The following is a 14,958-nucleotide window of genomic DNA, read 5'->3' as shown; positions in this document are numbered from 1 at the left end:
TATAGCCTCTTAATATCCCTCTAAGAAGTCAATAAGAACACTTCCTATGTACGTACCATTATCTAACATTGCATGCTTTGTTGATAAGTAAAGTATATTAAAAAATGACGGTTAACTCAATTTAATATTTTTACATAAAAGGTTACTATTTTTACTATAGTAATAAAATTATCCTACAAATTGGTTCTCCTAAAAAATTATGTTTTTCTTTTTTCAATTCTAGGTACCAATGAAATCGATGAAACAAGAAAAAGCACGCTTTGCGTACTCCTCCTTGTCATGAATAAAAAAGTGAGTAAGTAGCTTTCCCCATTCTACTTACCCACTTTAATTGATTCTTTCATAAGTATTGAAATAGCTAATTATTTTCCAGCCTCAAACACTTATTATACACCCTAAACTCCCAATCGTAACTGCTATAGCTTTTATACCCGTTGCTTTTTATATTCCTTAACCATAACTCCAACATGCTTTTTAAAACAGATACTAAAATAATGAGGATCGTTAATTCCTACTTTTTCTGCAATTTCATAAACCTTTAGATCTGTCGTATCCATTAGCCTCATGCTTTCTTCTATCCTCTTTCTAGTAATATATTCAATTAAACTTTCGCCCATTTCCTTCTTAAATATACGACTTAGATAGCTTTCATTAACATAGACATCTTTTGCTATTCTCTTAAGTGTTAAGTTCTGCTCATAAACATGCTCATCAAGATAAGTAACTACTTGGTCAATCAATTTATTGCTTTTTTTGCTTCTGACGGTATTATGAAAGTTTAAAATTGCACCAATACTTTCTTCCAAATACTGTTTCATACTCCATAAAGTATCAATTTTTGAAATCTTGTCATACATATCCTCCTGATCAATAATATCCTCCAGACTTTTTCCATACTTCGTTAATACGGTTGATACTTTTAATAGCATACTCATCGTGCTTAACTTAAGATAATTCGGATCAAATAATCCTTCTTTACTCATGGCCTCAAGATAATAATCTATGTAATCAAAAACCTGACTCTCCATCCCATTCTCTATGGCAACAATAAATTCCTTCCAATCAAACTTCTCCATAGAACTACTTTTTCTTTTTATTCTACGGTACTCACGATAGGGAATCACACAATTCTTACCTAAAATAACACTCGTCGATATTGCTTTTTGACTTTGAACATAAGTATGAAGAATACCTTGAAACCCTTCCTGTACCTCGCTAATTCCGATAATACATTCTAATCTCTTTTGTTTTAGAATACTTTCTAAAAGCTGATGCGCAATCGCTTCTTCCTCATTCTCTTTAAGGCTTGGAAGAAAGAGAATGATGTTATATAAGAAATGTTGAAAAATAACCATGTCATCACTGCTAATTGACTTTGCAGCAGAGAGCATTTCTCTGCTTAATTGTAATTTTTCTTCCTCCTTTGTATCGGATAGGAAAATAGGTTTGATATTAATACAGCGATTTCTCTTTAATATTCCTTCAAAACCATAAAGAGTAAGTTTATTCCTTGCTTCCTCTTCTTCCACCCTTCCTTCTACCAGACGCTGTAGAAAGCTCTCTATTACGATTTCATGATGTTCATGAACAGTTTCTTGTAACTTAACGTATTCCTTTTTTATACTCTTTTGCTCTTCAATTTCTTTTTTAATCTTCGTTACCGTTTCTTCTAAATCTTTTATATTCACTGGTTTTAATAAAAAATCCTTCACTCCAAGTTTTACAGCCCTTCTGGCATAATCAAATTCTCGGTAACCAGTGACGATAATGACTCTGCATTGTGGATACTGTCTAAGAATCTCTTCCGTAAGTTCTAACCCATCCATAAAAGGCATATTAATATCTGTAACGACCAGGTCTGGTTGTTTGTGTTTCATGATGTCTAAAGCTTCTTCTCCATGGGAAGCCTCACCGATAATCTCAAAGCCTCGCTCCTCCCAATGGAAACCTTTGCGAATCAATACACGCTCTAATTTTTCATCATCTACTAATAAAACTTTTATCTTCATATAAACCACCATCTCTACGCTTTTTAGTATTATTAAGACTCAAAACCATCGTATCAATTGATTTTTCTTCCTGTTTCTATTCTTTGGATTTTCTTAACACGAAGAATAACTTCTGTACCAATTCCAACTTCACTATGAATTGTCATAGGATTTTTTATATCATAAAATAACGCGATCCTTTGAATCGAACTATGCAAACCAAAGCCTGATTTTCCTGTCTTTGTTTTCCCCTCAAGAATTTGCTTTATCCGTTCCTCGGGCATTCCTACACCATTGTCTGTAATAATAAAAATCATGTCTTCCTCATCTAGGTATCCTTTCACATGAATCGTTCCTTGTACCTCCTTATAACGGATTCCATGATGCACTGCATTCTCCACGATTGGCTGAAGAATAAGCTTTAAAATTGGCTCTTTTTTTATCCTATCCTCTATGTCCCATAGAAGAGTAACCTTATTATCGTATCGAATATTTAATATGGTCACATAACTATCAATACAACTTTGCTCATCCTCCACTGTTACTAAATCCTTGCCGCTATTCAAGCTATTTCGGTAAAAATTCCCCAGGGCTTGTGTCATTTTAAGGCAATTTTCATGATCCTCAATAAGTGCCAGTGCAGAAACAGCATCCAGGGTATTGTATAGAAAGTGAGGATTGATTTGTGCCTGTAATAATTGCAGTTCTCCTTGTGCAATAATCTTTTCTTCTTTCTTCACCTGATGGATTAAATCAATAATTGCCCGCACCATCTGGTTAAATACTTTTTTCAGTTGTGAAATCTCATCGGTATGCTCTGGTTTCACAGGCATCTCTATAAATTCGCCGCGTTCCACCATCTCCATTTGTTTTTGAACCTTAGATAACGGATGGAAAATTAACTTCGTTAACACTAGGGAACATACAAAAACAAATATGAAATTAAGTCCGATGATAAGTAGAATAGAAGATTTATAGTAGTCACTTAGATTCATATTATCACTGACAGGAAGCATCCCAACCAACTTCCAATCGTGAATACCTAAGTCTTGCCTTGCCAGTATCATAGATTGATTATTGGCATGACAAACTTCATACCCATTATCCACCTCTTGTTCCATCAGAAAATACTCGTCCATTGTCTTATCATAATTGGAGGGGTAAATGATATAATTGCCTTTAGAATCAACGATGCAATACTGTGAATTGTACTGTTTTCCGACCTCATCAAAGTATTTTTGAATTGTTTTTTCATCTATGGTCAGTAAAAGAGTTGCCAAAGGGGAATAATCCTCAACGTCTGATATTTCACGGACAAGTGAGATATAATTATGATCTGGTCTCGTAATAAACTGAATGATATCTTCACTTTTTGAGATAAACATTGGTTCACCCTTGTTTTGTTTTAAATCCTGAAACCAGTTGGTTTGATGAACCTTATCTTTATCTACTGCGATGGGTCCAATTTTATAAGAGTAATAATAGTTGTTATAGATATCAAAGATAAATACACTCGATATGTAATCACCAGAAAGTAACATGTTCACAAGGCTACGCTGTATTGTCTGGTGGATATGCGGATCAATGCTGGCAGAATCAATGTTTTTTAATGAATTTTGAACACTGCGGTCAAAATAAATCAGCGTGGAAAACTGACTGACATTATCGAAAATAAAATTCAAATTTCCCTTTAATGCATTGACAGTCTGCATCGTAGCATCACCGACTTCTCGTTCCAAACTTTTTTGATGAATAATACGAAATATCCCAATAGAAAGCGTGAACGATAAGATAAGAACACTAAGATATAAGAGAATTATCTTAGTACGTATGTTAATTCTTTTTTTGATTGCTTGGACTGCCTTCCCTATGTTCATACTGTACCCTCCAAGTTCACGCTTACCTCATAGTTATTAGAATCTATTTGTTTTATAGTAATATTGCATAAATATTATACCATACTTTTGGTAATAGTGGTAATTTTTTCGAAACATTTTCGTAATTTTCCCTTCTGTTCTAAATTTAATAAGATAGTTGGTGAATTTTCATCTGAAGTATCCTGATTTTCAACAATTAGCACTTTTCCTTTCTGATTTAAGGTATGAGTATGCCAAACTCCTTTTTTTATATTATATATCCGATTCGGTTCCATAAAGATAACATCGATTTCTTCTAAACTATCACCCATACCACCAGTGAATAAGGTGCATTCTCCTTCTAATAAAACAAATACTTCATCCGTTTTATTGTGTTTTTGCATCTTTCCAATCTGTTCAATTAAAAGCTCATCACAATAATTTAAGATAGCAACTCTCCAAGATCCATAGTCTATTAACGGTTGATATCCCTCTTCTTCATAGCTAACTACTTCAATCCATTCTTTTTTCATAGCATTTCTCCTCACTAGCTTAATATAATTGTAATGAAGTGCTTTCGATGTTCAGAAAGTTCAAGTATATCCCTACGTCTTATACAGCCAAATTCCTTTGACTCATAATGCGTTCCATCTAATACAATTCTAGCAACTTGATACTCTGTTACTTCCATCTTCTTACTGTTTTCATACGTAACTTCAAAAGATCTATCAGCAAATATAAATTCAACCGTTGCAGTACCATCCTGCTTAAACTGCTCTAACAACAGTTTTGGTTCAAAATATAAATCACCATATTTCCCTTTAATTCCAAACATTTCAGTAAGAACTGTTAGTAATAACCAGCTTGCTGAGCCTGTCAGATAATGATATAGTCCACGTCCATTTTCTCCGATATATTCTGGAATTCCAGGATAGATTCTGCTCACCGAAAAATTATTGCAATGCCGAAATAGGCTATCTATCACATGATACCCCTCTTTTACAAAACCTCGTTGGTATAAGGCATTGGCATACATAATTGCCATATGGCAAAATACTGCTCCATTCTCTTTTTGACCATAAGCAAATCCAAACATTCTACCTAAATCAAGTTTTACTTCTCCAAAGTCAGTATTAAGACGATAGCCTCCTATCCGTTCTTCATAGAGATAGTGATCTGCTGCACGAACTACATCCTTAACTTGATCCTTTGTTGCAACCCCTGACATAATCGTAAAAACCTGGCTGGTTAGCATCATACGAACACCCTGTGAAAAATCACCTTCTACCCTCTGACCATGATTATCATAATAACCATTAAACCAATGAAATCCTTCCGCACTTGTTAACCATTCTTCACTACGGATGTGTTCTTTTATCCATTCCGACATGTTCTTTAAATTATAAACTAGATTGGATACTAAAACCTCCACTTTATGTCCACTCACAGTCTCCTTCACCTGCTTACAATAATCATAAAGGATTTCTTTTTTACGCTTGATATTGCCATAACAGATAATATCCTCTGTGAATAAAAGTTCCATCTCTTTTGCAAGAAGTATCCTAGTAACTCCACTTTCCTCAAGTTTTTCTAAGAGCTGTGCTAGTGTAGTAAGATTCAATGCATAGGCAGCTGTAAATGCTACACTTTCTCCACGTTCCTTTGCCATATCAAGTGCATCATTCCAATCCGCGCCACGTAAGCGGATGTGATTGTGCTCACCCACATCATAGAATGCAGTTAAGTTCTGAAGCAATAAGTGCTCTAAGATTGTTCCCCGGTATTCTTCCCCTTCAACTGTCCTAACCCTTTTTCCAAGACTATCGTTATATTGGGTATCCTTTTCTTCCCCTCTGACCGCTTGCATATCTTTAAAATAGCCTGCTTCCTCTAATAGGAAGCTAATATCACCGCTATGTTTTATGTACAAATCCGTGGTAAACAAAGGCCAGACTCCATGATCCATCCATACCCTGGTGATATTATTACGATCGGCAATAAACTCTCCCTGTTTTGCCCCTATGATAGTTGCATTGGTACCATCCATACGAATTCCTGAAAAATTATCATGAAGCATCTCCCGAACACCCGACGGGTTCATCATAAGTAGCGCTAAACAATCTTGCCAAAGATCACGCCACCCTCTTCCTCCTTTTCCATAATCGTGGTGTGGCAGGAAGGAGCACCCATAGATTCGTCGTAACATCGGTTGAAAGTTTACCCAATGCATAAAATGATCAAAATCCTTATTTTTAGTATGATAGTGAATGTTGATTTTCTGATTCCAATAATTTTTCGTATAGAATAAGATATCCTCAAAAGCTTTTGATGAAAGAAACTTCATAGCTTCTTTCTTAAAATCTTCCTCCGAGGTGCCATACCCCATTGCTATAAGATATGATCTTTCTTCTCCCACTCGTAAGGTCACTTTTTCAAATACAAGTCCACCAAGTGCCTCATATCCTGCCACTTTCTCACCAGCTGTAACTGCAACAATGTCCTTAGTATAAAGGGCTCTAGGTTGTTCGAAACTTCCGCCCTCACCAATAAATTCTTCTACTGTAGGGTAGAAAGATACAGGAGGATCAGCTTCATTCGTAGCACCCAATACTCCATAAATAACTTCATTTTTCTTATGTCCACGTTCATCAAAAGTAAGGGTAGGATTTACTATGACACCATATTCTGTTGTACAGATTCGATGCAATAAAGAGGTAACATGACGATGGTCTCTGTAATTATCCGCTGATCTCGCATAGAGTGGTATTGCAGCAATTGGTGTAAAGGTTATATTATCATTTCCAATGTTTTGTATCGTTACTCTCATAAGCTCAACGGTCTCTCCGGAAGCAGGTACCAGAGATAGCACCTTGGCTTTCAGTCCGTTGCTTTCTGAGCTTCTCTCGACCTCCTGCCACATAACCCCTGCTCTTAAATAAGTTTTCTCTTTTCCATCTTGAAACAGTTTTGCCTGCTGGTCACTGGAATTTCCAACCACCGACCAAGGTTTTCTCCCTTCAATGTTGCACCAAAAATTTCGCGCTACTTTACTATTGTGTAATTCCTCTGCACTCACAGGCGCCAATAAAAATGTATTTTGCCCCATCTTATTGTCCCCATGTAAGGAAGGTGTCACAGATGCCATCACCCCATTTTCATTTGCAATCGGAAAATAGAGATAACTTGTTAACTCTGGGTCCTCTAACATAAAATCAGCATATTCATTCAAATATTGATATTGTCTCATTTCATATTCTCCTTTCAATCGATCTACCGATTCTTATTCCTTCATAAAAAATAACCAGGGCTGCATAATCCCCCCAGTATCTATTATAGAATTCTACTTGAAAATAAAAATCTAATATTTTTAGTTTTTGGTGCAATATTTTTACTCTTTCCGTAATTTACACGTAAGTTTATTTAAGAAGGTAAGAACATTGATAACTTACTCTTGATAGTTCGTAGTATAAAATGATATTATATTATTAAAACAAACACATGTTTTAATAATCCGAAAAACTATATTATTAAAACAAATGCATGTTTTAATAATCCAAAAAGATATATTATTAATACAAATACATGTTTTAATAAGGTAGTGTAAAATATTATGTGTAAACAGGTTCTTCTAGAAAAATAATACTAGAAAAGGGAACCGACTTCTTTTATAGTTTAAAGTGACCAAACAATAAACACAAAAGAAGGAGTTCCCTTATGTCTTATCTTAACACAAAATTATTGTCTGCACTATTAAAAAATGAATCAGTTGATGAAATTTTTCGTCAGGAACTTGAAACGGCTACTAACGAAATACTAACTACTGAGCTTACTGCTTTCCTCAACTATGAGAAATACTCTATAGAAGGCTATAATTCAGGCAATTCTAGAAACGGTTACTATGAAAGAACGATTCATTCTCATTTTGGGGACCTGAATATTAAAATCCCTCGCGATCGTAATGGAGAGTTTTCGCAGAAGACAGTTCCGGCTTATCAAAGAAACACGGATTCTTTAGAAACCACTGTGATACAGCTGTATAAAAAAGGAATCACAACCCGTGAGATTGCTGATCTTATAGAAAAAATGTATGGTCATCACTACAGTCCAGCGACTGTTTCAAATATAACCAAAGCTGTCCAGGCGCAAGTTGAGGCTTTTCATCAGCGTCCTATTTCTGATAAATATGCCATTATCTATGGCGATGCGACTTACCTTAGTGTACGTCGTGATAGTGTTGCCAAGGAAGCTCTGCATATCCTTATTGGTATCACTCATGAGGGAGAGAAAGAAGTCTTAGATTATGCTCTTTACCCAAGTGAAACAGCTGATAATTACAGAGAAATGCTACAGTCCTTAAAACAGCGTGGTTTGGAACAGGTTCTACTCTTTGTTACAGATGGACTCAATGGTTTTAAAAATGCTTGCTTAGAAGTATACCCAAAAGCAAAGCATCAAAGTTGCTGGACTCACGTTGCTAGAAATGTAATGAAACATGTTCGTGCAAAGGATAAATCCAAAGTGATGGATGACTTAAAACCAGTGTATAAAGCTGAAACCATTGAAAAAGCGAAAGAGTTCTTAGATTCCTTCATGAAAAAGTATGCTGTTGTATATCCAAAGGCAGTCAAGGTTCTTAAAGATAATGATAGCCTGTTTACTTTTTATGAATTTCCTACTCAGATTAAAGCAAGCATTTATACTACTAATCTGATAGAAGGCTTTAATAAAAATCTCAAAAGAGGAACCAAACGCAAAGAACAGTTTCCAAATGAGGATTCCTTGGAGCGTTATGTCTGTAGCTTTTGTAGTGATTATAACAACCGTTTCAGCACAAGAATTCATAAAGGTTTTGCTCAGGCGTCAGCTGAACTAAATGAACTCTTTGATTAAAGTTAGCCCAGGAGTGGTCTACCTGGTAGGAAGTGTTTACACAAAATTCTTGACGCTATCTTTAATAATCCAAAAAGATATATTATTAATACAAATACATGTTTTAATAATCCAAAAAGATATATTATTAAAATAAAATTCATGGAGTAACTATATGAGCATATACAAGTCAAAAGAAGGACGAAAAAAATCGCTTGAATTATACGATATGCAACTTTCAAGATTGGGTTTGCCCTGTTTAGATGTTTATGTAGAAACATCATTCGGTAGAACCCATATAGTCGAAACTGGAAATAGAGAGGGAACTCCATTGCTTGTATTTCATGGGGGTAACAGTACATCAGCATATAATTCGCTAATGTGTAATTTTCTTATCGATGATTTTCACCTATATGCAGTAGATATAATTGGACATCCAGGAAAAAGTGATGAAGTATGTTTGTCGCATAGAGGATATGACTATGGAAAATGGGCAAGTGAGGTTATTGAAAAAATTGGTTACGAAAAAATCTCTTGTTTTGGCGGTTCGTTCGGTGGTGGTGTCTTAGCCAAACTAATGTGTGTTGCTCCAGAAAAGGTTGAAAAAGCAGTTTTAGTTGTACCTGCAGGAATAGATAATGCCTTCCCAATATCATCAATGAAAATGATGATACCTTTATTGCAATACTGTATTACGAAAAAAGATAAATTTCTTATAAAAACTGCGTTACATATGGCATTAAACGAAGATGTTCTTGATAAAGATACTTTAGATATAATAAAAGATAGCTTTGATAATGTAAAAACAAAAACTGGTATGCCAACAAATGTTGAAGCCACAAAAATGTCTGCTTATAATTCTCCAACACTTGTTATTGCTTCCGAGAAGGATTGTCTGTTTCCTGCTAAAAAAGTTTTAAGAAGAGCAAAGCAAATCATTTCAAATTGTAGCACTTATGAACTGAAAGATAGTGGTCATATGCACATTATGCCTCAAAGTATAAAAAATGTCATAGTAGACTTTTTAAAAAAATAGTTTCTTAATATGATTTTAATAGAAAATATTCATTAACTACTAACTGTAAAATACTAGTAGTCTTTTATTGCACAAACTAGAATTAAAATAGCTCAACATCCTCTACTTAGGCATGCTTTAGAATAACATACTCAGGGTTTGACATAGAGCTAGAAAAAAAGAGCTTTTTCTACATAGATAATCACTTATCTATATGAAAAAGCTCTTTATTCTGATTGCTTATTCTTCTATAATTTTAGCAAACTCTATGCCGGCAATTTTTCAAACTGGCTGTTATAAAGATTTGCATAAAAACCGCCAAGTTTCATGAGTTCTTCATGATTACCCTGCTCAACAATATCGCCATCCTTCATACAAAGGATAATATCTGCATTTCGAATAGTAGAGAGACGGTGAGCAATGATGAAGCTAGTTCTACCCTTCATTAAGTTATCCATTGCCTTTTGGATCAATACTTCTGTTCTGGTATCAACAGAGCTTGTTGCCTCATCTAAGATAAGTATCTTTGAATCTGCAAGTACTGCTCTTGCTATCGTTAACAACTGCTTCTGTCCTTGGGATATATTACTTGCTTCTTCATTTAATACCATCTGATATCCATCAGGTAACGTACGAACAAAGTGGTCCACCTGGGCAGCCTTCGCAGCCTTTATAACTTCTTCATCGGTTGCATCTAATTTACCATAACGGATGTTATCCATAATGGTGCCGTTATATAACCAGGTATCCTGAAGTACCATACCAAACTCGGTACGAAGATCAGAACGAGAGAATTCCTTGGTGTTATGACCATCTACATAGATGGCACCACTATTGATTTCATGGAATCTCATCAATAACTTAACCATCGTTGTCTTACCAGCACCAGTTGGTCCGACAATCGCTACCTTCTGCCCTGCTTTTACCTTAACAGAAAAGTCTTTAATGACTACCTGATCAGTATCCTCATATCCAAAACGTACATGCTCAAAGGTTACATCACCCTTTAGATCAATATCCTTCATAGCAACCTTTACATCATCTGCGCTTTCTTCTTTTTCATCTAAGAATTCAAACACACGCTCCGCAGCAGCTACCATCTGCTGAATCTGATTTGAGATGTTTGCAATTTGGGTAATTGGCTGAGTAAAGGAACGAACATATTGGATAAATGCCTGGATACCACCAATTGTCATAGTTCCACCTGCTGCCATCGATGCACCAACGATACAAATTAATACATAACCGAGATTACCTACAAAACTCATAATTGGCATCATTAATCCAGAAAGGAAATTAGATTTCCAAGCACTCTCATAAAGCTTTTCATTCTCTTGATCAAACTTTTCAAGAGATTTTTCTTCTCCATTAAAGGCTTTAACAACCAAGTGTCCGCCATACATCTCTTCGATATGTCCATTGACGCGACCAAGATATTTTTGCTGACCTTGGAAATACTTTTGAGATTTCTTCACTACTCCCATTACTAAAAGTAAGGAGAATGGAAGGATTAAAACTGCTATGATAGTTAACTTCCAACTGATAGAAAGCATCATGATTAATACACCAATCACCGAAGTTACTGAAGTGATCATTTGGGTAATACTCTGATTTAACGTCATATTTAAAGTATCGACATCGTTCGTAATTCTTGATAATACTTCTCCATGACTGGTTTTGTTATAGTAGCTAAATGGTAGCTTATTCATCTTCTTCATAATTGCATTTCTTAGATTATAAGCCATATCCGTGGAAACTCCAGCCATTAGATGTCCCTGCATATAGGAAAATATCGCGCTAATTACATAAAGAAGTACTAACCACAACATGATCATCGCGATGTAGGAAAAATCAATTCCTCCACCTTTTCCGCTGATTTTACCCATGATGCCATTCGTTAATTCATCGATTGCTTTCGCTAATATCTTAGGGCCTACAATTGTAAATACCGTGGAAATAGCAGCAAACACGATAACAAAGATAATTTGTATACGAAACGGTGCCAGATATGACATTAACTTTCTTAAGCTACCTTTAAAGTTCTTTGCCTTCTCACCGCCCATTCCCATGCCGCCCATCGGACCACCCATTGGTCCTTTCATTCGGCGCTGCGGGCTCTTAGGAGTTATGCCTCTTTCTTCACTCATGCTAATTCCTCCTTTGACAACTGGCTTTCCGCAATTTCTTGATACTCTTTACAATTAGCCAGAAGCTCTTTATGAGTACCAATACCAACTACTTTACCTTCATCCAACACAATAATTTGTTCTGCATTCATTATTGTGCTAACACGCTGCGCAACAATTAATACGGTTGCATTGGAAGTGTATTTCTTTAAAGCAGCACGAAGTGCGGAATCTGTCTTAAAGTCTAATGCAGAAAAACTATCGTCAAAGATATAGATTGGTGGTTTTTTTACTAATGCTCTAGCAATGGACAAACGCTGTTTCTGTCCACCACTGACATTGGTACCTCCTTGTGCAATCGGTGTCTTGATACCATCCTCTGTAGAATCAACAAATTCCTTTGCTTGAGCAACCTCAATTGCTTTATCAATTTCAGAAATTTCTGCCAGCTCTTTACCGTAACGAATGTTAGATTCGATATCACCAGTAAATAAAACACCCTTTTGCGGTATATATCCGATTAAATCTCGAAGTTCTTCTTGTTTTAAGTCTCTAATATCAACACCATCAATTTCGATACTACCTTTCGTAACATCATAAAATCTAGGAACTAAATTAATGAGTGTTGATTTACCAGAACCAGTCGAACCGATAAATGCAGTAGTTTCACCTGGTTTTGCAGTAAAGCTAATATTCTCTAACACATCGGATTCCGCATTGTGATAACGGAAAGATACATCTTTAAATACAACTCTTCCCTGTACGCTTTTCCCATTTTTCTTAGCATCTTCCACTAAGCTAACAGTCTTCTTTTTGTCAGTAATCTCTAGATTAGTATCTAGTACTTCACGAATACGTACCGCAGAAACAGAAGCTCTTGGAACCATAATAAACATCATTGCGATCATTAAGAAGGACATGATGATTTGCATTGCATATTGCATAAAGGCAAGCATATCACCAATCTGTAAGGTAGAGTCCGCTATCGCATGGCTACCACTCCATACAATTACTAATGTAACACAGTTCATTAAAAGCATCATGGCTGGCATCATAAAGGCCATCGTTCTTTGTACAAAACGATTTGTTTTACTTAACTCACCGTTAGCAACTTCAAAACGATTTTCTTCATAACCTTCATTTCCAAATGCACGAATTACCATCATACCACTTAAGTTCTCACGGCTAACCAAGTTAAGTCGGTCGATTAACTTTTGTAACGCTTTAAATTTTGGTAACGCGACCCCGAATATAATCGCTATTAATCCGAGTAATACAAGTACTGCAACTGCGATAATCCAGCTTAAGGATACGGATTTGTTTACCGCAAAGATAATACCGCCGATACCCATAATTGGTGCATAACACATCATTCGAACGCCCATACCAATTAGCATCTGAACCTGTTGTATATCGTTTGTAGTTCTTGTAATCAAAGATGCTGTAGAGAATTTATCGTATTCGGCACTTGAAAAGCTTTCTACCTTAGAAAATACATCTCTTCTCATACGCTGTGCCACTCTCGCTGACATTCTAGAAGCAAAAAATCCAACTAAGATTGCAGCAATCACACCAGCTAATGCAATAGCAAGCATCTTTAGTCCAGTAAGTATAATATAAGTTCTTTGTATATGGTTGATATTTATACCAAGTTCTTCATAAAACATCTTGGTAAATGTAACACCCATCTGTGCATGAAGGAAAGAATCACTTGCTGATGCAACCTGTATAAATTCCGCCATAACTTCCTTTGGCATTGCCTCGATCATTGGTAGAACTTCATATAGCTTTTCTGTCGTCATTCCAGCAAAATTTTCATCCTCTGAGTTGCTTGTTTCGTTTTTCTGTCCAGCTTGTTGTTCCATCTGCTTTTGCATCATGGTTACAAAAGCTAATGTAGCTTTACCATAACTGTCTTCTATTGGAACTAATTCTTCTTTACTTAAATTTTTTCTTACATATATAGATTCCTGGTCTAATAACTCATAGTCATTACGATATTCGCTTGCTTCCTCGGAATCTTTATCTATGAATTGGTATGAGTTAAGAAACTGTTGTTTGTCTTCCTCTGTCATAAAGGCTGTAATAAGGGTCATCCCTTTCTCACTAATTGCCTTTGGTGCCTGTTCTTCAATACCACTATTTTGTATACCATTCGTTACAATGTCACTCATTAGGGTTGGTAAGCTTAAATCACTCATCGCCTGCCCAAACAAAAGCAAAATACAAAGCACCACAACCCCTGCAAAGGGTTTTAGGTATCTCATTATTAATTTCATGCTTTTTCCTCCTTGTCATTTTCCATATCATCTACTGCTTTCGCAATTTTAAACATTATCTCTCGCACAGCTTTTATCTCTTCTTCGGTCAATGACTCAATAAGCTGTTGATGAAATTTTTTCATCGTACAGCCTACCTCCTGCGCTATATTCTTCCCCTCCTCACTTAGAATTATCTTATATTTTAAAACCCCAGCACTCGTATAATCTCTAAATACATAACCTTTTTCTTCTAATACATTAACGGCTCTGGAGGTATTTGCCTTATCGACACAAAGCTTTTCACATATCTCTTTGAATGTCATACCCTCTGGTTGATGCATCAATACCACAAGATACATGGCATGAATACTGGAAAGACCATAAGGTTTTAATGCTTCCTGCTGTCGTCTTTGTGCTATTTTTTTAATTTTATCAAACCAGATTGGAAAATATTCTGACCTATGTTCATACATGATAATCCTCCCTATCTTATCATTTCTATAAAAAATAACGAGCCATTTGATAAAACCATCCACTTTACAGTCACACGATTTTTATCTTTTACTTAGCGTTTTACTTAATAAAACACTGTTTCTTAAAAACTAAAAATGTTGACTACTCAACAGATTGCTATTCTAGCACCATTTTGTTGAGTAGTCAACAGATTTATTTAGATTTAATTTTTATTTAAGCAAATACTAATATTTTAAATTTAGTATTTACTTCCTTCTCTTTTTTATCCTTTCTAGTAATCAAAATACCTTATCTTTGACATATCTGCGTCATACTTTTGTCAATTTTTTACTGTAAATTAATCTTGAAGCTTAAATCACAATGTTAGGA

General features: G+C 35.5%; 9 protein-coding genes. 2 read left to right on the top strand and 7 right to left on the bottom strand.

Annotated features, from left to right (window positions below; genetic code table 11):
• Positions 1-425: 425 nt before the first annotated feature.
• The 4 genes from CC92_RS0120285 to CC92_RS0120270 form a co-directional block, all read right to left on the bottom strand.
• Positions 426-2,009 (bottom strand): response regulator transcription factor, encoded by a 1,584-nt coding sequence (locus tag CC92_RS0120285; protein ID WP_029501697.1) that lies wholly within the window; start codon positions 2,007-2,009, stop codon positions 426-428.
• 53 nt (positions 2,010-2,062) lie between these two features.
• The gene (locus tag CC92_RS0120280) at positions 2,063-3,865 is read right to left on the bottom strand and encodes a sensor histidine kinase (RefSeq protein ID WP_029501698.1); all 1,803 of its coding nucleotides are present in this window, start codon (positions 3,863-3,865) and stop codon (positions 2,063-2,065) included.
• Between the two features lie 74 nt (positions 3,866-3,939).
• A complete protein-coding gene (locus CC92_RS0120275; protein ID WP_029501699.1) occupies positions 3,940-4,377 on the bottom strand; it encodes a hypothetical protein in 438 nt (145 codons plus the stop codon).
• A gap of 14 nt (positions 4,378-4,391) precedes the next feature.
• Positions 4,392-7,091: a GH36-type glycosyl hydrolase domain-containing protein gene (locus CC92_RS0120270; RefSeq protein WP_029501700.1), complete on the bottom strand. Its 2,700-nt coding sequence runs from the start codon at positions 7,089-7,091 to the stop codon at positions 4,392-4,394.
• A 467-nt stretch (positions 7,092-7,558) separates the two neighbouring features.
• Here CC92_RS0120270 and CC92_RS0120265 point away from each other — a divergent pair, with 467 nt between their 5' ends.
• Together CC92_RS0120265 and CC92_RS0120260 are read left to right on the top strand one after the other, a co-directional pair.
• On the top strand, positions 7,559-8,734 hold the full coding sequence (locus CC92_RS0120265; RefSeq protein WP_029501701.1) for an IS256 family transposase: 1,176 nt from the start codon (positions 7,559-7,561) through the stop codon (positions 8,732-8,734).
• Between the two features lie 154 nt (positions 8,735-8,888).
• Positions 8,889-9,749: an alpha/beta fold hydrolase gene (locus tag CC92_RS0120260; protein ID WP_029501702.1), complete on the top strand. Its 861-nt coding sequence runs from the start codon at positions 8,889-8,891 to the stop codon at positions 9,747-9,749.
• Positions 9,750-9,994: 245 nt separating this feature from the next.
• Here the strand turns inward: CC92_RS0120260 and CC92_RS0120255 are convergent, their stop codons facing one another.
• From CC92_RS0120255 to CC92_RS0120245, 3 genes are read right to left on the bottom strand one after another with little or no spacing between them, the layout of a single operon-like run.
• The gene (locus CC92_RS0120255) at positions 9,995-11,875 is read right to left on the bottom strand and encodes an ABC transporter ATP-binding protein (RefSeq protein WP_029501703.1); all 1,881 of its coding nucleotides are present in this window, start codon (positions 11,873-11,875) and stop codon (positions 9,995-9,997) included.
• Positions 11,872-14,133 (bottom strand): ABC transporter ATP-binding protein, encoded by a 2,262-nt coding sequence (locus CC92_RS0120250; RefSeq protein ID WP_029501704.1) that lies wholly within the window; start codon positions 14,131-14,133, stop codon positions 11,872-11,874. Before CC92_RS0120250 ends, CC92_RS0120255 begins: the two co-directional genes overlap by 4 nt.
• A complete protein-coding gene (locus CC92_RS0120245; RefSeq protein WP_029501705.1) occupies positions 14,130-14,588 on the bottom strand; it encodes a MarR family winged helix-turn-helix transcriptional regulator in 459 nt (152 codons plus the stop codon). Before CC92_RS0120245 ends, CC92_RS0120250 begins: the two co-directional genes overlap by 4 nt.
• Positions 14,589-14,958 lie beyond the last annotated feature (370 nt).

The organism is Lachnoclostridium phytofermentans, from assembly GCF_000733755.1.
In the GTDB taxonomy this organism is placed as follows: Bacteria; Bacillota; Clostridia; order Lachnospirales; family Lachnospiraceae; genus Lachnoclostridium; species Lachnoclostridium phytofermentans_A.
The sequence above is the reverse complement of the archived record's forward strand: the minus strand, read 5'-3'. Positions and strand labels throughout refer to the sequence as shown.